A 22,899-nucleotide genomic window follows, 5' to 3' on the forward strand; every position below is an offset into this window, starting at 1 on the left:
CGCACGCACGGCGGAGGCCGGGCCCGAACCCACCGGGCCCGGCCTCCGCTTTCGCGTCCCGCTACTCGGGCCCGCCGAGCAGCCCGGTCAGGTGCTCCGGCGTGGCCACCGGGCACACCTTGCGGACGAAGTCCCGCCGCAGCCCGTGGTACGGCTCGCCCGCGCGGTAGAAGTTGGCGTGCATGCGCCGGAGCTCCTCCGCCCGGTAGTCGGCGAGCGGGCGCTCCTCGTCGTCCGCGGCCAGCCGGCGCTTCTTGTCGACCAGCCGCGCGGTGAGCTCCGGCGAGGCGGCGAGGCGGGCCGCCTCACGGACCGTCCAGCGGCGGAAACCGGCCGCGTCCCCGCCCTCCGTGCGGTCCACCAGGCCGATCCGGCGGGCCTGCTCGGCCCCGACCGGCAGCGCCTCGGTGGTCAGCCGCTCCGCCCACTCGGCGCCGACCCGGCGCGGCAGGGTGTACGTCCAGTACTCGGAGCCGTACAGGCCCATCAGCCGGTAGTGCGGGTTGAGCACCGCCGACTCGCGGCACCACACCTCGTCGGCGGCGATCGCCAGCATCAGCCCGCCCGCGGCGGTGTTCCCGGCGAGCGCCGAGACGGTCAGCTTGTCGGTCGTGGTGAGGATCGCCGCGACCAGGTCGTCCATCGCGTTGATGTTCTCCCACGACTCCAGCGCCGGGAAGGACGCGCCCTCGATGACGTTGAGGTGGATGCCGTTGGAGTAGAAGTCCCGGGCCGCGCCGAGCACCAGCACCGAGGTGGGCCGGTCGGCGGCCGCGCGGTAGGCGGTGAGCAGGCGGCGGCACTGCTCGGTGCTCATCGCCCCGCCGGTGTGGGCGAATTCGAGGAAGCCGACGTCGCCGTCCTCGTGGTAGCGCAGCTCCGACCAGGTGTCGCGGCGGGCCGCCTCGGCCGGGGTCACCGGCACCTCGCGGACGCGGTGCAGCTCGTCGGCGAGCACCGTCGCGGCGGGCAGCTTGAAGGTGGCGGGCCCGCCCGGGGTGCGGCGCGGGCGCAGCTGCGGGATCCACACCGCGCCGTCCACGGTGGCCCGGCAGATCGCGCCGTCACGGGTCGCGAGCACCTCGCCGGGCACGGGGCCGCGCAGCTCGTCCTCGGGGTGGCCGCCGTGCAGGAAGAACTCGCGGCCGTACAGCTCGTCGAGCACGCCGGGCTGGGAGTCGGCGGCACGGAGCTTGCGGAGCACGGTGGCGGTGTCGTCGGCGGACCAGTCGATCCGGCGCGCGTCCTGCCGCAGGAACGGGCGCAGCCGGCCGCGGACGTCGGGCCGGTCGTAGTCGAGCGGTTCGGGGGTGAACAGCCCGCCCTCGTGACGCTGGACGGCCAGCAGGACGGCCTCGACGGCGGCGTCGGCCACCTCGTTGCGGTACAGCTCGCTCTTGCCGCACGCGGGGACGGTGAACTCGACCGACGCCCAGATGTCGCCCGCGTCCATCTCCCCGACGGCCTGCAGGACGGTGACGCCCCAGCGCTCGGCGCCCTCGGTGATCGCCCAGTCCAGCGAGGACGGGCCGCGGTCGCCCTTGGGGCCGGGGTGCACGATGAGGACGGTCCGGGCGCGCCAGACGTCCTCCGGGACGGCCTTGGTGAGCATCGGGCAGACGATCAGCTCGGGATCGGTCCGGTCCACCGCGGCCCGCACCTGTTCGTCGCCGAGGGCGAGCTGGACGGCGACCTGGTGGCCGCGCCCGCGCAGTTCGGTGTGGACGCGCTGGGTCAGGCTGTTGAACGCACTGGCGATCAGGAGAATGCGCAAGGGGGCCTCCGACGGGGACTGGGGGTCGCGCGCGGAGGCGATGAAACCAGGGCATGGACACGTAATGATTACGGTCGGCCCGTCCCCGCCCGACCCTCACGCACCCTGCACACCTGTGGCCCCGGCATGGCGCACGCTTCGCGGGATCTCCCCAGCCCCTCCCCGGAGTTGACCTCCCGCGTTCGCCTCCGTCGGGTTAGCGGGGAAAGGCCCGGCGGGCCCGCCAGGTGGTGTGCTCGCGGGAGACCGCGTCCTCGGCCTCGGCGGCCAGGCGGGCCCAGCGGGTCTCCGCGTCCGGCGCCCGGGGGTCGAGGTCGGACAGCTGGTTGCCGACGTTCTCCAGCTCGCGGGCGGCCAGCTGGTAGGCGGCGGCCAGCGGGCGGAGCTGCTTGAGCTGCGTCCAGGCGATGATCGACGCGGCCGCGGCGGAGCTGGCGCCGAAGACGTGCACCTGCAGCGCGCCGGTCGCCTGCGCGATGGCCGCCGCCGCGCCGATGATGATCAGCGCCGCGATGCCGAGCCCCCACGACACGGCCTGCGACTCGCACGCCTCGGCCCGGGAGCGGTACCAGGTGCGCTGGCTCTCGACCCGGGTGCGCAGGTAGAGCGTCCGCCGGGCGGTCAGCGAGCCGGCCCTGGCCAGCCGCATCTCGGGGGTGATCTCGGGGACGGTGCCGGGCGGCACGATCTCCGGGTCCTCGAAGGCCCGCATCACGTCTTCGAGCTGCAGCAGGTAGCCGCGGTCCACGTCGGGCGAGTCCGCCTCGCCGTCGAACGGGCGGGCGCGCACCGAGTACTTCCAGGCGAGCGTCTTCACCGACTCGGCCGCGGCCCTGGCCTCGTACCAGCGGCCCTGCGGGTTGCTGCGGCGCAGCCGGGACCAGAAGTAGCCGGCGACCAGGAAGGCCACCACCGAGAAGAGCGGCGCGATGTCGCCGTCGCCCGCCTTGTCCGGGCCCGGGAACGAGCCGATCACGGCGGCGATCACCAGCATCGCGATCAGCCCGCGGTACCACCGGAGCGTCTCGCGCTGTCCGTCCAGCGAGGCCTTGTCCGCCGTCCAGAACAGGTCCGGCAGCAGCTTGGCCTCGTCTCCCCCGGGCGGATCCTGTTGCACCATCGGTCGAGCCCCCTCCCCGTCGCCCCGTCCAGGCAGTATGCCCCCGGCCAACTCCGGTACACAGTCACATTTTTGACACCTTTCCCACGCGTCCGATTGTCTCCCTCGACCGGTAACCGATATAACCGGTTACATGCCGCTGCACTGGAAACTCGTCGTCGACTGCGCCGATCCGCTCCGCCAGGCCGCCTTCTGGGCCGCCGCCCTCGACTACGCGGTCGAGGACAACAGCGCCCTGGTCACCCGCCTCCTCGCGGCCGGCGCCCTCCCCGCGGAGGCCGTGACCGAGTTCGAGGGCCGCCCCGCCTTCCGCGCCCTGCTCGCCGTCCGCCACCCGGACGACCCGTTCGACCCGGCCACCGGCACCGGCCTGGGCCGCCGCATCCTCTTCCAGGCCGTCCCCGAGCCCAAGGAGACGAAGAACCGCCTCCACCTCGACCTCCACCCCGGCCCCGGAGCCCGCGAGGCCACCGTCACCCGCCTGCGGTCCCTCGGCGCCACCGTCCTGCGCCACGTGAAGGAGAACGGCGGCGAATGGACGACGATGGCCGACCCCGAGGGCAACGAGTTCTGCGTCCAGTAGCCCGGCCGAAACACACCGCGGCCCCGCCCTCCACGGAGGAGGACGGGGCCGCGTGCGGGGCGTACCGCGCTCAGAGCAGGCCGAGGGCCGGCATCAGGTAGTAGAAGGCGAAGACGCCCGCGACCGCGTACATCGGGATCGGGACCTCGCGGCCGCGGCCCGCGGCGATGCGCAGGATGCAGAAGGCGACGAAGCCGAAGCCGATGCCGTTGGTGATGCTGTACGTGAAGGGCATCATCACGATCGTCAGGAACGCCGGGATCGCGATCGTGTAGTCGGCCCAGTCGATCTCCTTGATCGAGTTGGCCAGGATCAGGAAGCCGACGGTGACCAGGGCCGGGGTGGCGGCCTGCGCGGGGACCATGGTGGCGAGCGGGGTGAGGAAGAGCGCCACCACGAAGAGCAGGCCCGTGACGATCGAGGCGAAGCCGGTCCTGGCGCCCTCGCCGACGCCGGCCGTGGACTCGACGAAGCAGGTGTTCGCGGACGCGGAGGTGGCGCCGCCGGCCGCCGTGGCGATGCCGTCGACCATGAGGATCCGGTTGATGCCCGGCAGGTCGCCCTTCTCGTCGAGCAGGTGGGCCTCGTCGGCGACGCCGAGGATGGTGCCCATCGCGTCGAAGAAGCACGACATCAGCACGGTGAAGACGAACAGCGCGCCGGTCAGCACGCCGACCTTCTCGAAGCCGCCGAACAGGCTGACCTTGCCGACCAGGCCGAAGTCCGGGGCCGCGACCGGGTTGCCGGGCCACGCCGGGACGGTCAGGCCCCACTTGAGCGCCGGGATGTCGGCGAACTTATCGATCACGACGGCGACGGCGGTGCTGACCGCGATGCTGATGAGGATCGCGCCGGGCACCTTGCGGATCACCAGGACGAGGGTGAGCAGCAGGCCGACGACGAACACCAGGACCGGCCAGCCGAGCAGGTGGCCGCTGCCGCCGAGCTGGAGCGGCACGGTGGTGTGGGCGGCGTCCGGGATGCGGCTGACGAAGCCGGAGTCGACCAGCCCGACGAGGCTGATGAACAGGCCGATGCCGATCGCGATGGCCTTGCGCAGCCCGAGCGGCACGGCGTTCATGACCCGCTCGCGCAGCCCGGTGGCGACCAGCAGCATGATCGCGAAGCCGGCCAGGACGACCATGCCCATCGCGTCCGGCCAGGTCATCCTGGGCGCGAGCTGGAGCGCCACGATGGTGTTGACGCCGAGGCCGGCGGCCAGGCCGATCGGCACATTGCCGATGACGCCCATCAGCAGGGTGGTGAGACCCGCGGTGAGGGCGGTCGCGGTGACCAGCTGGGCGCTGTCCAGGTGGGTCCCGTTCAGGTCCGTGGCGCTGGCCAGGATGATCGGGTTGAGCACCAGGATGTAGGCCATGGTGAAGAACGTGGCCACGCCGCCGCGGATCTCGCGCGGCAGGGTGGAGCCGCGCTCGCTGATCCGGAAGTAGCGGTCCAGGGCGCCGGAGGGCGGCTCGGGCGCGGTGTCGGCGGGCTCGGGCGACTCGGTGGTCGGCTGGACCACAGGCATGCGTGCGTCCTCTGTGGGGGGCGGAGGAGGGGGGTGAACGCCCTGGTCGACGGCGGCCGGGCGCAGAACTAAAAGTATGGTTTCCGGATCGAACCCGCGCTATCTTCGCGCGTAGAGCCGCACGCGGCCCCGAGCGGACGCCGGATGGCCCCCACCGGACCCGCGCCCCGTACGCTAGGCCCCATGCCCAAGACCCCGCTGCACCCCTCCCCTCCGCCGCTGGAGGCCAACGACGTCGCGATCGTCGGCGGCGGCACGGTGCTGTGGTTCGTCGCCTTCCTGGTGCTGCTGCCGTTCCAGGGCACCCTCTCCGACCACGACCACGGCACCTGGCCCTGGGTCTGCCTGTCCGGCGGACTGCTCGGCCTGATCGGCCTCTGGTACTGCCGCGCCCGCCGGGACGCGATCGCCCGCAGCCGCGCCGCCGAGGCCGCGGCCGCCGCGCACCCCGAAGGGACGGGCCCGGACGGGGCCGCGTAGACCCCGGCCACCCGGTCGGACCGAATAGGCCTTTAGTAGCACGCATCGGACATAAGGCACCCGTAGAGTCGGTGCCATGACGCAGCCTGCCCACTCCGCGGAAGAGCAGCCCGGCGACGGCGACCGCCCCGACGGTGCGCACCCCCTCGGCCTGCTGCCCGGCCGGCGCGGCGGGCTGAGCGGCGCGGAGGTGGCCGAGCGGGTCGCGCGCGGACAGGTCAACGACGTCCCGGTGCGCTCCAGCCGCTCCGCGAAGGAGATCGTCCGGGCCAACGTCTTCACCCGGTTCAACGCGATCATCGGCGTGATGTTCGGGATCATCCTGGTCGTCGGCCCCATCCAGGACGGCCTGTTCGGCCTGGTCATCGTCGCCAACACGGCGATCGGCATCATCCAGGAGCTGCGCGCCAAGAAGACCCTGGACAGTCTGGCCCTGATCGGCGAGGCCCGCCCGCAGGTGCGCCGGGACGGCACCGTCCAGCAGATCGGCGTCGGCGAGATCGTGCTCGACGACACCGTGCTGCTCGGCATCGGCGACAAGGTGATCGTCGACGGCGAGGTCACCGAGGCGGACGGCCTGGAGATCGACGAGTCGCTGCTGACCGGCGAGCCCGACCCCGTCCTCAAACAGCCCGGCGACCAGGTGATGTCCGGCAGCTTCGTGGTGGCCGGCGCGGGCGCGTTCACCGCGACGAAGGTCGGGCGCGAGGCGTACGCGGCGCAACTGGCCGAGGAGGCGAGCCGGTTCACGCTGGTGAAGTCGGAGCTGCGCACCGGCATCAACAGCATCCTGCGGTTCATCACCTACCTGCTGGTCCCGACCGCGATCGGCCTGATCATCAGCCAGCTGGCCGTCGAGGGCCGGGACTGGCGCGAGGCGGTGCGCCGCATGGTGGCCGGCATCGTGCCGATGGTCCCGGAGGGCCTGGTGCTGCTCACCTCGGTCGCCTTCGCGATCGGCGTGATCCGGCTCGGGCGCAAGCAGTGCCTGGTGCAGGAGCTGCCCGCGATCGAAGGGCTGGCCCGGGTCGACACGGTGTGCCTGGACAAGACCGGCACGCTCACCGAGGGCGGCATGGACGTGATCGACCTGCGCGTGATCTCCGACGGCGTGCCCGGGGCGGTCGGGCCGCGGACGATCGAGCACGCGCTCGGCGTGATGGCCGGGGCCGACGCGCGGCCGAACCCGTCCATGCAGGCCGTCATCGCCGCCTACGGGGACGGCTCGCGGGCCGTGACCGGGGCCGCGGGCGGTGCGAACGGCTGGCGCGTGATCGAGGCGATGCCGTTCTCCTCCGCCCGCAAGTGGAGCGGCGTGCAGCTGCTGGAGCCGCAGGGCGGCGAGGCCACCTGGCTGCTCGGCGCCCCCGACGTCCTGCTGCCCGCCGGCCACCCGGCGCTCGCCGAGGTGGACGAGCTGGGCGCCAAGGGCCTGCGGGTGCTGCTGATCGGGCGCAATCCCGTCCCGCTGGACTCCCCGGACCCGGCGGCGGGCCTCACGCCGCTCGCCCTGGTGGTGCTGCAGCAGCGGCTGCGCGAGGACGCGGCGGCCACGCTGCGGTACTTCGAGGGGCAGCAGGTCCGGGCGAAGGTGATCTCCGGCGACGCCGCGGTCTCGGTCGGCGCGGTCGCCGCCCACCTCGGCCTGCCCGGCGCGGACCAGCCGCTGGACGCCCGCACGCTGCCGACCGAGCCGGAGGCGCTCGCCGACGCCGCCGATCGCACGAGCGTGTTCGGCCGCGTCACCCCGCAGCAGAAGCGCGAGCTGGTCGGCGCGCTGCAGTCGCGCGGGCACACGGTGGCCATGACAGGCGACGGCGTCAACGACGTGCTCGCGCTCAAGGACGCGGACATCGGCGTGGCGATGGGCACCGGCAGCGACGCGACCAAGGCGGTCGCCCAGATCGTGCTGCTGAACGACTCCTTCGCGACGCTCCCCTCGGTGGTGGCCGAGGGCCGCCGGGTGATCGGCAACATCGAGCGCGTCGCCGGGCTGTTCCTGGTCAAGACCGTGTACTCGGTCCTGCTGGCGCTGCTGGTGATCTTCACCCACTCGCCGTACCCGTTCCTGCCCCGGCACTCGACCGTGCTGTCCACGCTCACCATCGGCGTGCCGGCCTTCTTCCTCGCGCTCGCCCCCAACAACGAGCGCGCCCGCACCGGCTTCGTCAAACGCGTGCTGCGGCTGGCGATCCCGGGCGGCGCCATCGCGGGCACCGGGACGTTCGTGGCCTACGCGCTGGCCAGGGCGAACCACGCGACGGACCTCAAGGCCGACACCAGCGTGGCCACGCTGACGCTGTTCCTGATCGCCATCTGGGTGCTCGCCATCGTCGCCCGCCCGTACAACTGGTGGCGCCTGCTGCTGATCGGCACGATGGGCGGCGCGTTCTCGCTGGTGCTGCTGGTCCCGTGGCTGTCCGACTTCTTCCAGCTCCGCCTGGTCGGCATCCGCGACCCGTGGACGGGCGTCGGCATCGCGGTGATCTGCTGCATGGCCCTGGAAATCGCCTGGCGCTTCATGAAACGCCGCGGCTACGAGTGACGCGGCGTCCTCGTCCGGCCTAACATGCCCCCGAGAGGGGGTGCCGGATGGCGCGCAGGGGTGGGGAGTTGGAGGCGTTCATCGCCTTCCTGGGCGGGCTGCTGGCGGTCACGCCGCCGGCCCTGGCGATGACGGTCCTGCACGTGCTTCCGAGGTCCGAGCCGTCGCTGCGGGCCGCCGGGATGCTGACGCTCGGCGTGGTCTGGCTGACCGTCACCGTCACGCTCTACCTGCGGCTGCGGGCCCGCCCCGACGGACGGACCCGCTGACACCGGGCAACGGACTCGGCCGTGCCCGGCCCGCTCGGCCCGCCCGCCCCGCTCAGCCCTCGAAGTCCCGTGCCGCGGACAGCTCGTAGGCCCGGTCCGGCTCGCTGAGCGCGGCCAGCACCTCGAACCGCCGGTGCCACTGCCCGACCGACCAGGCCAGCCCGGCCGCCAGCCCCTCGGGGGTGGCCGCGTGCAGCAGGCCCGGCACCGGCGGCACCTCGAACTCGTCGTCCTCGTCGCCGGCCTCGGCCGTGTCCGGGTCGTACGGCGGCTCGGGCGCGTCCGCCCCGCGGTCCAGGCGCCAGTCCACCGCGGCCTCGTTGCCGTCCGGGCCGACGACGAGCAGCTCCTCGTGCTCCTCGTACACCACCGGGCAGCCGGGCAGCAGCTCCCGCACCACGGCCGGCACCCGGTGCAGCACGCCCTCGGAGAGCACCCGCCCGCCCGCCACCTCGCTGGCCAGCGACACGTGCAGGCGCTCGGCGAGGTCCGCCGCGAGCGCCGGGGCGACCGGCAGCAGCGGGTGGGAGTGCAGGAGCTGGACGAGGTCGGGGGCGTCCGCGACGACCGCCTCGGTGGCGTCGACGACCACCGTGTGCGCCGGGCGGCGGCCGGTCTCCGGGTCCAGCGGCGGCAACGCCCGTACGACGTCCAGGGCTTCGATCCGCCCGGCGTCGACCCGGGCCAGCGCGCTGTGGATGCCGTGCAGCTGGCGGTGGCCGACCTCGGCGTCCGGGTCGGTGAGCCGGTCCAGGACCTCGTCCGGCCCGTGCGGTTCGGCGAGCAGCGCAGCGAGCGTCGTCCGCACGCCGAGGGCGTGCAGGAACTGCTCGTCCAGCGTGGTGCGGGCCTCGTCGTACAGGCCGCGCAGCAGGGGGTCCGCCCCGGCGGCGCGCAGGCCGGCCGGCTCGCGGCCGTCCAGCACCGGGTGGTCGCGCAGCCACCACGCGGTGTACGGCGGCAGGTCGGCGTACGAGCCGTTCGGCAGCAGGGTGCGGACGGGGTTGACGACGGCGTCCCGGTACGGCGGGCGGGCGAGCGCGGCGAGCGCCTCGGGCCAGGCGTCGTCGTCGATCAGGTCGAGGTCGCGGACGGCCAGCAGCTCGGCGGCCACCGGCGGCACGCCCACGGTGTCGCCGTCGTCGGCGTGCAGGGCGTCGAGCGCGTCCTCGGCCCACTCGGCGAGCCCGTCCGGCGCCTCGTCGAGGAGGCCGGTGGGGTGGCCGCCGGCCGCGCGGTCGGCCGGGACGGTCGGGTCGAGGCGCTCCAGGTCGTCCGGGTCGAGCACGACGTCCTCGGCCCGGACCAGGACGAAGTCGGCCAGCACGCCGACCGCGCCGAGCACGTCGGGGCCCCAGCGCTCCAGCAGGTCGTCGTCCACCCAGCCGGCGTCCTCCTCGCGCGCGAGGGCCGCGAACGGGCTGCCGGGGAGCACGAGTTCGCCGGCCCGGGCGGGCTCGCCCTCGTCGTCGAGCAGCGCCAGCCGGGCCAGCCACGGGTGCTCGCCGACGGCCGGGGCTGCGGCCCTGACCAGCGCCAGGACGGCGTCGGCCAGTTCGAGGGCGGCGTCGAGGTCGTCCTCGGCCACCTCGAAGGAGCGGGCGACGGCGGCCCGCACCTCGGGCGTGTCCAGCACGCCGGCCGGGGTCGCGGTGCCGGCGCCCAGCTTGGCCAGCAGCGGGTGCGACGCCTCCGGGTGGGCGAGCCGCAGGTCGAGCGCGGCGAGCGCCCCGGCCAGCGACTCGGGGTAGCCGGGGAAGGCCGCCCAGTCGGCGGCGTCGGAGGGCAGCAGGACGCGCCGCGGCCCGGTGACCGTCCGGCCGTCGGCGAGCGGGACGGGCAGCGCGCCGAGCGCCTCCGGGTCGGCCGCGCCGAGCGCCGCGTACAGGTTGCACCACCAGGCGGGCTCGCGGTCCAGGCCGCCGAGCTGGTCGACCACCTCGGCGAGCGGCACCCGGCGCACGTTCAGCACGCGCAGCTCGGTGCGGCGCTCCAGGCCGGCCGGCAGCAGACCGGGGAAGATCGGCGCCAGCGCCTCGACCACCGAGCCGTCCGCGCCCTCCAGCAGCGTCGCGTCCCGGGGCCGCAGCGCGGGCGTGCCCTCTTCGACCGGCGCCGGGTGCGGCAGGAACGGCGTGCCGGGCAGCCGCTGGAGGATCGCCCCGCGCAGCTCGTTGTCCAGCGCGCCGTCGCCGAGCGGACCGGGCACCAGGCCGAGCGAGCCCAGGTCGCCGCCGCGGGCGCGCAGCAGGTCGGCGTAGCTGTCGGCGGCGCGCTCGGTCAGGAAGGCGGCGAGCGGTCCCGGGGCGACGTGCCGGCGGGTGGAGTCCAGCGGGTACGAGGCGATGAGCAGCGCGGGCAGGCCGACCGGCTCGTCGCTCGGCGTCGGCGCGTGCAGGACGGGCAGGACGCCGGGCAGCTGCGGGGTGCCGTCCTCGGCCACCGGGACGGCCCAGGTGACCGTCCAGTACGGGCGGGCGCGCTCCTCGGTGGGGCGGTCGACGAGCAGCTCGGGATCGAGCCGGCCGGAGGCGCCGACGGTCTGCCAGAGCGTCTGCCGGGGGCGGCCGCCCTCGTCGTCCGTGACGGTCACCTCGGTGATGCCGTCGGGGCGCGGCTCGGAGGCGGTGCGGGTGAGCGTGCGGGTGCCGTCCGGGGTCTCCACGACGATCTCGGCGAGGCCGGGGAGGGTGAGCAGCAGCGCGTCGTCGACGGCGAGCAGCAGGCGGCGCGTCAGGTCCTCGGCGGCGGCGTCGCGCAGCGGCAGCACGACCACCGTGTCGTAGCCCTCGGGGGCCGGGCCCTCGGCCGCGAACGGCAGCCGCAGCAGCGGGACGTGACCGTCGCGGCGGCGCAGCTCGTCGGCGAGCGAGGGCTGCGCCTCGGCGAGCGCGCGGGCCTCGCCGAGCGACCAGCGGACGCCGCCCGCGGCGCCGAGCACGGCGGGCTCGTCGGTGACGGCGAGGACGGCGGCGAAGCCGACGCCGAACCGGCCGACGCTGGGCGCCTCGCCGCGCTTGGAGGAGGCGCGCAGGGTGGACAGCGACTCGACGGCGGCGGCGTCGAGCGGGGCGCCGGTGTTGGCGGCGGCGAGCACGCCGTCGGCGAGGGTCAGCCGCAGCCGGCCGGGGCCGCGCCCGGCGCGGACGGCGGCGTCGGCGGCGTTCTGCGCCAACTCGACGACCAGCCGGTCGCGGTAGCCGCCGAGGGCGAGCTCCTCCTCGGCGTTGGCGTCCTCCCGGAACCGGGCCGGCGAGGCGGCCCAGGCGTCCAGCACGCGTCGGCGCAGCACGGCACTCCCGAAGGGGTCCGTGAGGTGCTCGTCCGTGCCGCTGCCGATGATCCGAGGTTCCACTGGACCTGCCGCCTTCCGCCGCCCTGTACGTCGTAGGGCATTCTTCCCTGCCCCACCGACTGCTCCCGACCACGGCCCGCGCCACCCCGGGCCCGGACCCTGCCCGCACCCCCACCAGAGGCGCCCCGGAAGACACCTCGGCCCGCCCCCGCGCAGGGCCCACACCACCTCAAACCCTCGCCCACCCCGCCGGAGGCGTCCAGAAGACACCACGGCCCGCCCCGCCGGTGCGGCGGGACGGGCCGGAGCGGCACGCGTCAGGAGTGGCCGAGCTCCTCGGCCGGGGCGTCCGGCTCGACCGAGCCGGAGGCGCGGTCCGGGTGGAGCTGCATCGGCTCGACCACCAGCTCGTCCAGGATCAGCTCGGACGGCGCCGGCGGAGCCGGGATCACGGCCGCCTCGGAGTGCCCGCCGCAGCCGTACGCGAAGGAGACGATCTGCCCGTCGGCCGGTCCGAACTCGTTGCCGCACACGCCGAAGGCCTGCCCGAGCGAGCCGCCGATCGGGATCAGGAAGCCGCAGCTGTTGCACGAGGCGGGCGCGGCCTGCGCCATCGGGGTCTGCGGGCCGTGCGCCTTCTCCCAGCGGTCGGCGGCCAGGTGCAGGCCGAGCCGGGAGAGCACCCGGCTGCGGCCCATGCCGAGCTCTTCGGCGACGGCGTTGATCTGCGCGCGGACCGGGGCCGGCTGGACGCCGGTGTCGCTGACGACGACGTCCTCCTCGGCGGCCTGCGCCACCGCGGAGTTCGGCGCGGGCTCGTCCTCGCCGGTCCAGCCGGGCTCCAGGCGCAGGTCGTCGGCGTCGGTGGGGAGCAGGTCGCCGGGTCCCATGTCGCCGGGGCGCAGGCGCTCGCTCCACGGCACCCACTGGGGGGCGAGGACGGCGTCGGGGCCCGGCAGCAGGACGACCTCGTCGAGGGTGACGTTCTTGGCGCGCGGGGCGCGGGCGACGGTGACCGCCCAGTGCCAGCCGCGGTAGGCCGCGTCGAGGCACTCGAAGCTGTGGGTGACGACACGGTCGGCGTCCGCCTGGACACCCAGGTGCGTCCCGACGGCTTCCGCTCCGACCGCCTCTTCGGCGGCCTGGCGGGCGAGTTCGACGGCCTCTGCACAGAGCCGATCGGGGGTACGGCTTCGCATCGCAGCACTCACGGCGTCGATTCTCTCCCAGTTCTTCTGTCGCCCACGGCGTGTTGCCTGTTCCGTCGCGGCTCGGGGTACCTCGTCCATTCTGCGCGACCGGAGGCCGCCGCGGGTACCGACCGCGCCGCTCGTCCGGGCCTGCCGGCGCCGTGGGACCCGGGCGGGCGGACCTTGGGCAGGCTACCCGTCGGTCGGCGCCCCGGCACAGTCCGGGGCTCCGGCGGACCTCCGGGGGCCGCGCCGAGCGGAGCGGAATCCCGCGTCGCAGAAGCGAATCTGGGGCAGGATGGCCTTGTGGCGGACGAAAACCCGTCGCAGCACGCACTGCGCGCCTCGCAGGCCGACGGCCCGGACGAGACGAACGCGGTGCCGCGACAGCAGCCCCCGGTCCACCCTGCGGGCGAACCGCAGCCGGCGGACGGTTCCGGGACGTCCGCGCCCGCCCTGGTCGACCTCACGAAGCACGGCGACGGCCCGGTCAACGGGCACCCGGGCGAGGACCCCGACGCGGACCTGGAGGAGCCCCCCGGCCCCCACCGCAACTTCCTCGTCCGCGGCGCCTCCGCCGCCGGCGCCCGCACCGGCCGGGTGGTGCACGGCACCGGCCGCCGGATCCGCCGGGCCACGTCGGCCGAGGGCGCGGGCGAGTCGGGCCTCGCGAAGCTGATCGAGCTGCACGCGCTGAACTCCTTCGGCGACATGCTGATCACCATCGCCCTGGCCTCGACGATCTTCTTCTCCGTCCCGACCGGCGAGGCGCGCGGCCGGGTGGCGCTCTACCTGCTGATCACGATGGCCCCGTTCGCCGTCCTCGCCCCCGTGGTCGGCCCGCTGCTGGACCGCCTGCCGCACGGCCGCCGCGCCGCCATGGCGATGTCGATGCTGGCCCGGGCGGTCCTGGCCTGGACGATGGCCGGGGTGATCTCGGGCGGCGGCATCGCGCTGTACCCCGAGGCGCTCGGCGTGCTGGTGGCGTCCAAGGCGTACGGCGTGGTGCGCAGCGTCGTGGTGCCCCGGCTGCTGCCGCACCGGCTGTCCCTGGTGAAGGCGAACTCCCGGGTCACCCTGGCCGGTCTGCTGGCCACCGGCGTGGCCGCCGCGGTGGGCGGGCTGCTGCACCTGATCGGGCCCGGCTGGCCGCTGCGCGGGGCGTTCCTGGTCTTCGTGATCGGCACCCTGATGGCCTTCCACCTGCCGCACACGGTGGACTCGGCGAAGGGCGAGCAGCGGGCCGTGCTGCACGCCGAGGTGCACACCGAGGGCTCGCACCTGATCCACCACAAGCCGCCGCCGGTCAAGACCTCGCTGCGCACGGTCGGCCCGTCGGTGGTGCTGGCGCTGCGGGCGATGGCGGCGATGAAGTGGCTGGTCGGCTTCCTGGTGATGTTCCTGGCGTTCCTGCTGCGCGAGGAGCCGATCGGCGGCCTGCGGCCCACGCTGGCGCTGGGCCTGGTCGCCCTGGCGGCGGGCACGGGCAACGCGTTGGGTTCCGTCCTGGGCTCGTGGCTGCGCACGCGCGGCCCGGAGGCGACGGTCACCGCGATGCTGCTGCTCGCGACGTGCGCGACGGCGGCCTCGGCCCTCTGGTACGGCGTCGTGACGGTGATCATGATCGCCGGGACGGCCGGCATGGCGGCCTCGCTCGGCAAGCTGGCGCTGGACGCGCTGATCCAGCGGGACGTCCCGGAGGCGGTCCGGACCTCGGCGTTCGCCCGTTCGGAGACGCTGATGCAGCTGTCCTGGGTGGCTGGCGGCGCGGTCGGCATCCTGCTGCCGCTCAACGGCGAGCTGGGGCTCTCGGTGGCCGCCTCGGTGGTCGGCCTGGTGCTGCTGTGGACGATCCGTTCGCTGTTCCGGGTGGGCCTGCGCCGGCACCCGACGGCGCCCCGGGTCGCCTGACCGGTGCCCGGCCGACGGGTGAGCGGCGGGTGATCGGCGGGTGATCGGCGCGGGCGGCAACACGCGGTTGCCGACCCCCGCGTAGCGTGATCGGCGAAGCCCGGTAGATTCTGACCCATGAGCCTCGATACCCGTGTCATCGCCGCCCTCGGCGCCGTCGTCGTGATCGGCGCCGGCACGGTCGGCGGGTCCATCGCCTACGCGTCCGGCCAGACCGCGCACAACAGCCACCGCGCCACCCTGACCGTGGGCAACTCCTCGCTCGCCGCGGACCCGCTGTGCTGGAACGACGGCAACCCGCTGACCGAGGACGACCAGCAGAAGTGCCAGGAGACGGCCACCCAGGCCCTCAAGGACGGCACGCTCCCGACCTCGGACGTCGTCGTCAGCGACAACGTCGGCGTCGGCGTCTCGCCGAACGTGGCCGACAAGGGCTGGTGGGCCTTCACCAACGGCGGCACGCAGGCCCAGGGCGGGCGCTACAGCCTGTTCTCCTACGCCAAGAACGCGACCTACTCGGGCTCGCAGTCGGCCGGCAAGCTGCTGAACGCCTCCGGCAAGACGCTGGTGACCGTGGTCGAGGGCGACAAGAACTCGGACAACCCGACCGCCGTCTGGTACTTCCAGCTGAACACCCAGGACAACTGACGGTCCTGCGATGACCGCGCGCGCCGTCGCCGACGGGCACAGCGAGCAGTCGGGCCCCGAGCGGGCCCGGCTGCTCGTCGTCGTCGCGGTGCCCGCCGAGGCCGAGGCGGTCCTGCGGGGCCTGCCGGGCGCGGGGCACGCGCTGCCGCTGCCGGGCGGGGAGCTGCACCGCGCCGGGGCCGTGGACGTCCTGGCGGGCGGGGTCGGTCCGGCCGCCGCTGCGGCCGGCGCCGCAGCTGCCCTCTCGGCGCACCGCTACGGGCTGGTCGTGTCGGCCGGCATCGCGGGCGGGTTCGCCCCGCACGCCCCGGTGGGCGCGACCGTGGTGGCCGACGCGATCGTCGCCGCCGACCTGGGCGCCGAGACCCCCGAGGGCTTCGCCGACGTCGCCGAGCTCGGCTTCGGCACCACCCGGCACACGCCTCCCCCGGCCGCCGTCGCGCTCGCCGCACGGGCGCTGGGGGCCGTCACCGGGCCCGTCCTGACCGTCTCCACCGTCACCGGCAGCGCCGAGCGGGCCGCCGCCCTGACCGCCCGCCACCCGGGCGCCGCGGCCGAGGCGATGGAGGGCTTCGGCGTGGCCGAGGCCGCCGCCCGGTTCGGCGTGCCGGCCTTCGAGCTGCGGACGGTCTCCAACCCGGTGGGCCCGCGCGACCGGGCCGCCTGGCGGATCGGCGACGCCCTGGCCGCGCTGGAGCGGGCCTTCGCCGCGCTGCCCGTCCCCGCACTCGTCGAGACCCTCGCCGAGGCACTCACCGAGGAGGCCGGCCGTGGCTGAACGGCTCAGCATCGCGTACTCGCCCTGCCCGAACGACACCTTCGTCTTCCACGCCTGGGCGCACGGCCTGGTGCCCGGCGCCGACGCCCCCGAGGTGACGTTCGCGGACATCGACGTCACGAACGGGCTGGCCGAGCGCGGCGAGCTGGACGTCCTGAAGATCAGCTACGGCGCCCTGCCGTGGGTCCTGGCGGAGTACACGCTGCTGCCCTGCGGCGGCGCGCTCGGCCGCGGCTGCGGCCCGCTGGTGCTCACCCGGCCGGGCGTGGCGGCCCCCGGGGACCTCACCGGCAAGACCGTGGCGGTGCCGTCCGAGCGGTCCACCGCCTACCTGCTGTTCCGGCTCTGGGCCGCGAAGGCCGTGCCGGGGGGCTTCGGCGAGATCGTCGTCCTGCCGTTCCACGAGATCATGCCCGCCGTCCGGGACGGCCGGGTGGACGCCGGCCTGGTGATCCACGAGGCGCGCTTCACCTACCGGCAGTACGGGCTGCACAGCCTCGCCGACATGGGCGAGGCCTGGGAGCGGGAGACCGGCCTGCCGATCCCGCTCGGCGCGATCGTCGCGAAGCGCTCGCTGGGCGCCGAGCGGCTGCGCGCGCTCACCGACGCGATCCGCGCGTCCGTCCGGCAGGCCTGGGCGGACCCGGCGGCCAGCCGGGAGTACGTGCTCGCGCACGCCCAGGAGATGGACCCGGCCGTCGCCGACCAGCACATCGGGCTCTACGTGAACGAGTTCACCGCGGACCTCGGCGAGGAGGGCTACGCGGCCGTCCGCGCGCTGCTCACCCGGGCCGCCGCCGAGGGGCTGGTACCCCCGCTCGACCCGGGTGCGCTCGCGTTCTGACGCCCCTCGGGGCCCTGCTCAGAGGTCGAACTGGTCGGCCACCGCGCGCAGCAGGCCGGCCAGCTTCTGACCCGTCGGCTTCGCCGGGTAGCGGCCGTGCTGCAGGCCGGGGAGCACCGCGTCCAGCGTGGTGATCAGGTCCTGGACGATGGGCGCCATGTCGTCGGCGCTGCGGCGCTGGGCGGCGGCCACCGAGGGCAGGGCCTCCAGTAGCTGCACGGCCATCGCCTGGTCGCCGCGGTGGCCCGCGACCACGCCGAACTCGACCCGCTGGCCCGGCTTCAGACTCGTGACACCGGTGGGCAGCGCCTTGGTGTGGACGAAGACGTCGCCGCCGTCGTCGCGCGACAGGAAGCCGAAGCCCTTCGTCTCGTTGAACCACTTGACCTGGCCGGTGGGCATCTCGAACAGTCCTCGAATGGGTGTGAGGGATCCCGGCCCTGGCCGGGGATCACTGGGTGGTGGAAAGCGCGGGCCGACCTCGGCTCGGCGCCCGTGGGCGCTCATGGTCAGCACGCTGTCAGGAGCAGACTAACGGTCCGTCACTGCCTCATCCGCGTTCCGCGAAAGTTCCGCGGTCCGGCGACTCGGGCACCTGGGCCCGTGGGGCTCTCGCGATCACGGGAGAGCCGGTACTGGTGCGCCCTGGGCGCGGCTCAGCGCTGTCCATGCGGCTCACACCTCCGGCTCCGGGGAAGTCGGGGCGCGCCACTCGCACCCCTAGGCAACCCGTGCATACCCCCGCTCAGCAGGGATCGAAACTCCCAGCTTCCGGGAAACTGCGCAACGTGACCGAACCGCTCGTCTGCGAAGCGGTGCGGCGGGAGCCGGGCCGGGAGCACCCCGCCCGGCTCTGCCAGACTGGAGTGCCCCGGCGCGGCCCCTCGCGCCCGGAACGCCCCCGGACACCGGGGGCACGTCCGAAGGCACCCCGAGCACCCCGAAGCGCCCCCGAGCACCTCCCGAGGAGCAAGCAGAAGTGAGCAGCCAGAGCGCCGACCGCGGCGACGCCTACGTCCGGGCCGGAGCGATCGTCTTCGGCGTGGGCGCGCTCGCCACCCTGGTCACCTTCGTCCCGCTGTTCCTGCACCTCACGCCGCTGCCGACGGCCGCGTACTGGCTCAGCATGCTGATGCCGGCGGGCTTCCTGCTCGCGCTGGTCGGGCTGTTCGTGAACGCGCGCGCCCAGAAGCGCCGCGCGGCCTCGCAGGCATAACTCGCAGGCGTGACGCGCCCTACGCGCCCAGGTGCCCGGCGAGCCAGGCCGGGAACCCGGTGAGGTCGGCGAGCACCACGTCCGCGCCGGCCGCCCGCAGCTCGTCAGCGCCGTACGGCCCGGTGGCCACGCCCACCGCGACGGCCTCCGCGCGGCGGGCCCCGACGATGTCGCCGAGGTGGTCGCCGACGTAGACCGTCGCGCCGTGCTCGCGCAGCGCGTCGCCCTTGGTCTCCGCCCAGAGGTCGCCGACCAGCGCGTCCGCGTGCAGCTTGGCGTGCTCCAGGTGGAGGCGGGCGTTCGGCTCGTACTTGCCGGTGATCACGGCGACCCGGCCGCCGTGCGCGCGGACGGCCTCGACCGCCGCGTGCGCGCCGGGCAGGGCGACGGTCGGGGCGAAGGCGTACTCCCGGTACAGCTCGCGGTAGCGGGCGGCGGCGCGCTCGACCTCGTCCTCGGGGAACCAGTTGCGGATCTCGTCCAGCAGCGGCGGGCCGAGCCGGGTGACGACGAGGTCGGCGTCGATGGGGGTACCGGTCTCGGCCGACAGCGCCAGGTACGTGGCGCGGATCCCCGGCCGGGTGTCCAGCAGCGTCATGTCGAGGTCGAAGCCGACGGTGAGCGGGGTGGCGGAAGTCGCGGGCATGGCGCCAGGCTATCCAACGGCCGGTGCGGGGACGAGGCGATTTGCCGGGGCTTCGCGGCGGAACTTAGGTTTACCTGAGTTGTCTGCGGAAGAGGGCCCATGACCGACACCACCGCCGCGCCGCCGCCCGGCCGGCGACGGACCTCCCACCGCCGCATACCGTGGCTCGTCGCCGCGCTGGCCGTCCTGGCCGGCGCGGTGCTGCTGAGCCTCTCGGCCGGCAGCCGCACGATCCCCTTCTCCGAGACGCTCGACGCCCTGCTGCACGGCGGCGACACCGCCGACGCCGTCGTCGTCCGCGAGCTGCGGGTGCCGCGCACGGTCGTCGGCGTCGCCGTCGGCGCGGCGCTCGGCCTCGCCGGGGCCGTCATGCAGGGCCTCACCCGCAACCCGATCGCCGACCCCGGCATCCTCGGCGTCTCCCAGGGCGCGGCGGCCGGCGTGGTCGTGGCGATCTCCGGCTTCGGGGTCTCGACGCTGACCGGGTACGTCTGGTTCGGGTTCGCGGGCGCCGTGATCGCCACCGTGCTCGTGTACGGCCTCGCCGGGCGCGGGCGCGGCGGCGCGACACCGGTCAAGCTGGCGCTGGCCGGCTCGGCGATCTCCGCGTTCATCGCGTCGCTGAACACGCTGGTGCTCACGACGGACGCCGCGACGATGGACCGGTTCCGGTTCTGGCACGTCGGCTCGCTGTCCGGGCGGACCTCCGACGTGGCCTGGCAGCTGCTGCCCTTCCTGCTGGTCGGGACGGTGCTCGTGGTCGCGGTGGCGCGCGGGCTGGACGCGCTCGCGCTCGGCGAGGACACCGCGAAGGGGCTCGGCGCGAAGACGGGCCTCGTCCGGGCGGTGGGCGCCCTCGGGGCCACCGTGCTGACCGGCTCCGCGGTCGCGGCGGCGGGCCCGATCGCGTTCGTCGGCCTGGCCGTCCCGCACGCGGCGCGCGCCGTCGCGGGGGCCGACAACCGGTGGGTGCTCGCCTTCTCCGCCGTGCTCGGCCCGGCGCTGCTGCTCCTCGCGGACACGCTCGGGCGGGTGCTCTTCCCGCCGTCGGAGGTCCCGGCCGGGGTGATGACGGCGCTCGTGGGCGTCCCGGTGCTGGTCGCGCTGGTGCGGCGGCGCAAGGTGGTGGCGGCGTGACGTCGGTTTCCCTGCGCGGCTACACCGTCGTCCGGGCCGGACGGGCGTCGTTCCTGCTGCACCGGCGCTCGGCCTTCGTCGCGCTCGGGCTGCTGGCGGCACTGGCCGGCACCGTGATCGCCTCGCTGTGCCTCGGCGAGTCCACCGTGTCGCCGGTCGACGTCGTCGAGGTCGTGCTCGGGAAGCCGAACCCGAACGAGCTGGTGGTGGGCGAGTTCCGGCTGCCCCGCATCGTCGTCGGCCTGCTGGTCGGCACCGCGCTCGGGCTGGCCGGGGCGCTCGTCCAGACCGTCGCCCGCAATCCGCTCGCCAGCCCCGACGTCGTCGGCGTCACGTGGGGCGCCACCGCGACCGTCGTCGGCCTCATGGCGTACGGCGTCGTCGGCTCCACCGGCCAGGCCCCGTACGCGGCCGTCCTCGGCGGACTGGTCGCCGGGGTGCTCGTCTACGCGCTCGCCTGGCGGCGCGGGCTGCACGCGCAGCGCTTCGTCCTCATCGGCATCGGGATCAGCGTCGCGCTCTCCTCGCTGACCTCCGTCTTCCTCACCAAGGGCGACGGCTTCCAGGCACAGGCCGCCAAGGTGTGGATGACGGGCAGCCTCAACGGCTCCGGCTACGACCAGGCCGGTTGGCTCGCCTGGGTGCTGCTCGCCGCCGCGCCCGTCGCCCTGTGGGCGGCGCGGGCGCAGCGCTCGATCTCCTTCGACGACGCGACCGCCGTCGGCCTCGGCCTGCGGCTGGACCGGATCCGGCTCGGCATGGCGCTGCTCGGCACCGTCCTCGCCTCGTGCGCGGCGGGCGCGGCCGGCCCGGTGGACTTCGTCGCCCTGATGGCCCCGCAGATCGCCCTGCGGCTCGCCCGCTCCGCGCAGGTCCCGCTGCTCTGCTCGGCGCTGACCGGCGCCCTGGTCGTCGTCCTCGCCGACCTGATCGCCCGGCGCCTGCTCGCCCCGACCGAACTGCCGGTGGGCGTCGTGACCGGCCTGGTCGGCGCGCCCTACCTGATGTGGCTGCTCGTACGATCCCGCCGTGGAGGTGCCTGATGGCCGTGCTGGAAGCCCGTGACCTGACCCTCGCCTACGAGGCGCGCACGGTCGTCGAGGGCCTGGACGTCACGGTGCCGGAGGGCCGGGTCACGGTGATCGTCGGCCCGAACGCGTGCGGCAAGTCCACGCTGCTGCGCGCCCTCGGCCGCCTCCTGAAGCCCGCCCGCGGCGCGGTCCTGCTCGACGGCGAGGAGCTGGCGCGCATCCCGACCAAGCGGGTCGCCCAGCGCCGCGGCCTGCTCCCGCAGTCCCCGACCGCCCCCGAGGGCATCTCGGTCGCCGACCTCGTCGCCCGCGGCCGCCAGCCGCACCAGAGCTGGTGGCAGCAGTGGTCCCCGGAGGACGAGGCCGCCGTCGCCGAGGCCCTGGAGCGCACCTCCACGGCCGACCTGGCCGAGCGCAGCATGGACGAGCTCTCCGGCGGCCAGCGCCAGCGCGCCTGGATCGCGATGGCCCTCGCCCAGGGCACCGACGTCCTGCTCCTCGACGAGCCGACGACCTACCTCGACATCGCCCACCAGGTCGAGGTCCTCGACCTGGTCCGCCGCCTCAACGCCGAACGCGCCCGCACGGTCGTCGCCGTCCTCCACGACCTCAACCAGGCCGCCCGCTACGCCGACCACCTGGTGGCCATGCGCGAGGGCCGCATCGTCGCCCAGGGCACCCCGGCGGAGGTCGTGACGGCCGACCTGGTCCGCGAGGTCTTCGGCCTCGACTCGGTCGTCGTCCCCGACCCGGTCACCGGCACCCCCCTGGTGGTCCCCGGCGCCCCGTGGACGGCGGCCTGACGGCGAACGGACCGCGCCACGTCCTTCCGGGGCCGGGCGGCGCGGGCGGGTGTCGGGCGGCAATTCGGACATAATCGGCAGGGTTCGTCTCCCCCGTCGTCCGACCGTCCGAGGAATCGCCGATGCACCGGATCACCCGTCGCGCGCTGCTGGTCGGGCTGGGTGGGGCCGCCCTTGCCGGGTGTACGACGAATCGGGCGGGGGGCTCGGGGACGGACGGGGTCCCGGCGGGCGGTTCGGGTGCGGCGGTGCCTCCGGTGACGGTGAACACCGCGGTCGGGCCGGTGGTCGTGCCGGGTGCGCCGCTGCGGGTCGTCGCGCTCGACACGGACGTGTTCGACTCGGCGCTGACGCTCGGGATCGCGCCGATCGGGGCCGCGCGGCCCGCGTTGGACGCGCACTACCCGGAGTACTGGCCGCAGTCCCGGACGGCCGCGATCGCGTACGTCGGGCCGGCCGGGGCGCCCGACCTCGCGACGATCCGGTCGCTGCGGCCGGACCTGATCCTGTCCAACCAGATGCGGGACGGCGACCGCTACGACGCCCTGCGGGAGCTGGCGCCCACCGTGCTCACCCAGACCACGGGCGCCCCCTGGAAGGCCAACTTCCAGCTGCACGCCCAGGCGTTGAGCCGGCAGGCGGCCGCCGCGGCCTTCGTCGGCTCGTACCAGCGGCACGTCTCGCAGGTGACGGCCGCGCTCTCGGACGCGAAGGTGTCCGGGCGGAAGGTGAGCCTCGTGCGGTTCGTCGAGGGCGGCGGGATCCGGCTGTACGGCAAGCAGAGCTTCCCGGGGGTGGTGCTGTCGGACGCGGGCATCGGGCGGCCGGACGCGCAGAACGTCGACCAGTCCGACTTCGAGGTCCCGCTCGACCAGATCGCCAGGGCGGACGGCGACCTCCTGCTCTACGGGACGTACGGCGATCCGGAGCGGTCCGGCGCCGGCACCGTTCTGGCGAGCTCCGCGTGGCAGGCGCTCGGCGCCGTGAAGGCGCACCGGGCCTTCCCCGTCGACGACCAGCTGTGGTTCGAGGGCATCGGGTACACGGGTGCCAACTACATGCTGGACGAGTTGCAGCGCTTCCTGGGGGCGTGACGTC

General features: G+C 74.8%; 20 protein-coding genes. 13 read left to right on the forward strand and 7 right to left on the reverse strand.

Annotation, left to right across the window (positions count from 1 at the left end; genetic code table 11):
- Positions 1–61: 61 nt before the first annotated feature.
- On the reverse strand, positions 62–1,774 hold the full coding sequence (locus ACFVU9_RS32435) for a hydrogenase maturation protein (RefSeq protein ID WP_387599590.1): 1,713 nt from the start codon (positions 1,772–1,774) through the stop codon (positions 62–64).
- Between the two features lie 196 nt (positions 1,775–1,970).
- Entirely contained in the window at positions 1,971–2,894 is a 924-nt protein-coding gene (locus ACFVU9_RS32440) for a DUF4231 domain-containing protein (protein ID WP_380435535.1), read from the reverse strand.
- Between the two features lie 133 nt (positions 2,895–3,027).
- Between ACFVU9_RS32440 and ACFVU9_RS32445 the strand changes: the two genes are divergently transcribed.
- The gene (locus ACFVU9_RS32445; RefSeq protein WP_380498367.1) at positions 3,028–3,477 is read left to right on the forward strand and encodes a VOC family protein; all 450 of its coding nucleotides are present in this window, start codon (positions 3,028–3,030) and stop codon (positions 3,475–3,477) included.
- A gap of 70 nt (positions 3,478–3,547) precedes the next feature.
- Here the strand turns inward: ACFVU9_RS32445 and ACFVU9_RS32450 are convergent, their stop codons facing one another.
- A complete protein-coding gene (locus tag ACFVU9_RS32450; RefSeq protein ID WP_380502556.1) occupies positions 3,548–5,008 on the reverse strand; it encodes an NCS2 family permease in 1,461 nt (486 codons plus the stop codon).
- 183 nt (positions 5,009–5,191) lie between these two features.
- Between ACFVU9_RS32450 and ACFVU9_RS32455 the strand changes: the two genes are divergently transcribed.
- The 3 genes from ACFVU9_RS32455 (at position 5,192) to ACFVU9_RS32465 (ending at position 8,302) form a co-directional block, all read left to right on the forward strand.
- Positions 5,192–5,488, forward strand: coding sequence for a DUF2530 domain-containing protein (locus ACFVU9_RS32455; RefSeq protein WP_387599594.1), 297 nt, complete (start codon positions 5,192–5,194; stop codon positions 5,486–5,488).
- 76 nt (positions 5,489–5,564) lie between these two features.
- Positions 5,565–8,033 carry an HAD-IC family P-type ATPase gene (locus tag ACFVU9_RS32460; protein ID WP_380435527.1) on the forward strand — a complete coding sequence of 823 codons (2,469 nt, stop codon included), beginning with the start codon at positions 5,565–5,567 and terminating at the stop codon, positions 8,031–8,033.
- Positions 8,034–8,080: 47 nt separating this feature from the next.
- Positions 8,081–8,302, forward strand: coding sequence for a hypothetical protein (locus tag ACFVU9_RS32465; RefSeq protein WP_380435525.1), 222 nt, complete (start codon positions 8,081–8,083; stop codon positions 8,300–8,302).
- Between the two features lie 52 nt (positions 8,303–8,354).
- On the opposite strand, the gene ACFVU9_RS32470 is transcribed toward ACFVU9_RS32465, so the two are convergent.
- Together ACFVU9_RS32470 and ACFVU9_RS32475 are read right to left on the reverse strand one after the other, a co-directional pair.
- Positions 8,355–11,657, reverse strand: coding sequence for a sacsin N-terminal ATP-binding-like domain-containing protein (locus tag ACFVU9_RS32470; protein ID WP_387599597.1), 3,303 nt, complete (start codon positions 11,655–11,657; stop codon positions 8,355–8,357).
- A gap of 257 nt (positions 11,658–11,914) precedes the next feature.
- Entirely contained in the window at positions 11,915–12,796 is an 882-nt protein-coding gene (locus tag ACFVU9_RS32475; RefSeq protein WP_380435521.1) for a DUF3027 domain-containing protein, read from the reverse strand.
- A 516-nt stretch (positions 12,797–13,312) separates the two neighbouring features.
- On the opposite strand from ACFVU9_RS32475, the gene ACFVU9_RS32480 reads away from it, so the two are divergent.
- From ACFVU9_RS32480 to ACFVU9_RS32495, 4 genes are all read left to right on the forward strand, one after another.
- Positions 13,313–14,698, forward strand: coding sequence for an MFS transporter (locus ACFVU9_RS32480; protein ID WP_380498378.1), 1,386 nt, complete (start codon positions 13,313–13,315; stop codon positions 14,696–14,698).
- A 117-nt stretch (positions 14,699–14,815) separates the two neighbouring features.
- Positions 14,816–15,346, forward strand: coding sequence for a hypothetical protein (locus tag ACFVU9_RS32485; RefSeq protein WP_380435519.1), 531 nt, complete (start codon positions 14,816–14,818; stop codon positions 15,344–15,346).
- Positions 15,347–15,356: 10 nt separating this feature from the next.
- Entirely contained in the window at positions 15,357–16,124 is a 768-nt protein-coding gene (locus ACFVU9_RS32490; protein ID WP_387599600.1) for a futalosine hydrolase, read from the forward strand.
- Positions 16,117–16,968, forward strand: a complete 852-nt coding sequence (locus ACFVU9_RS32495; protein WP_380502567.1) for a 1,4-dihydroxy-6-naphthoate synthase — start codon at positions 16,117–16,119, stop codon at positions 16,966–16,968. The genes ACFVU9_RS32490 and ACFVU9_RS32495 overlap by 8 nt, the downstream gene beginning before the upstream one ends.
- Positions 16,969–16,986: 18 nt before the next feature.
- Here the strand turns inward: ACFVU9_RS32495 and ACFVU9_RS32500 are convergent, their stop codons facing one another.
- Positions 16,987–17,370, reverse strand: a complete 384-nt coding sequence (locus ACFVU9_RS32500; protein WP_359967648.1) for a cold-shock protein — start codon at positions 17,368–17,370, stop codon at positions 16,987–16,989.
- A 577-nt stretch (positions 17,371–17,947) separates the two neighbouring features.
- Here ACFVU9_RS32500 and ACFVU9_RS32505 point away from each other — a divergent pair.
- Positions 17,948–18,184, forward strand: a complete 237-nt coding sequence (locus ACFVU9_RS32505) for a hypothetical protein (RefSeq protein WP_359967645.1) — start codon at positions 17,948–17,950, stop codon at positions 18,182–18,184.
- 19 nt (positions 18,185–18,203) lie between these two features.
- Here the strand turns inward: ACFVU9_RS32505 and ACFVU9_RS32510 are convergent, their stop codons facing one another.
- On the reverse strand, positions 18,204–18,830 hold the full coding sequence (locus ACFVU9_RS32510) for an HAD family hydrolase (RefSeq protein WP_380502573.1): 627 nt from the start codon (positions 18,828–18,830) through the stop codon (positions 18,204–18,206).
- Positions 18,831–18,929: 99 nt separating this feature from the next.
- Here ACFVU9_RS32510 and ACFVU9_RS32515 point away from each other — a divergent pair, with 99 nt between their 5' ends.
- The 4 genes from ACFVU9_RS32515 (at position 18,930) to ACFVU9_RS32530 (ending at position 22,895) form a co-directional block, all read left to right on the forward strand.
- Positions 18,930–19,967 (forward strand): FecCD family ABC transporter permease, encoded by a 1,038-nt coding sequence (locus ACFVU9_RS32515; RefSeq protein ID WP_380435510.1) that lies wholly within the window; start codon positions 18,930–18,932, stop codon positions 19,965–19,967.
- Complete coding sequence (locus ACFVU9_RS32520) at positions 19,964–21,010, forward strand: FecCD family ABC transporter permease (RefSeq protein ID WP_380502576.1); 1,047 nt, start codon at positions 19,964–19,966, stop codon at positions 21,008–21,010. The genes ACFVU9_RS32515 and ACFVU9_RS32520 overlap by 4 nt, the downstream gene beginning before the upstream one ends.
- The gene (locus tag ACFVU9_RS32525) at positions 21,010–21,801 is read left to right on the forward strand and encodes an ABC transporter ATP-binding protein (protein ID WP_387599607.1); all 792 of its coding nucleotides are present in this window, start codon (positions 21,010–21,012) and stop codon (positions 21,799–21,801) included. The genes ACFVU9_RS32520 and ACFVU9_RS32525 overlap by 1 nt, the downstream gene beginning before the upstream one ends.
- A 257-nt stretch (positions 21,802–22,058) precedes the next feature.
- Positions 22,059–22,895: an ABC transporter substrate-binding protein gene (locus tag ACFVU9_RS32530; RefSeq protein ID WP_387599609.1), complete on the forward strand. Its 837-nt coding sequence runs from the start codon at positions 22,059–22,061 to the stop codon at positions 22,893–22,895.
- The last annotated feature ends 4 nt before the right edge of the window (positions 22,896–22,899 follow it).

It is taken from the genome of Kitasatospora sp. NPDC057936 (genome assembly GCF_042887525.1).
Lineage (GTDB): Bacteria > Actinomycetota > Actinomycetes > Streptomycetales > Streptomycetaceae > Kitasatospora.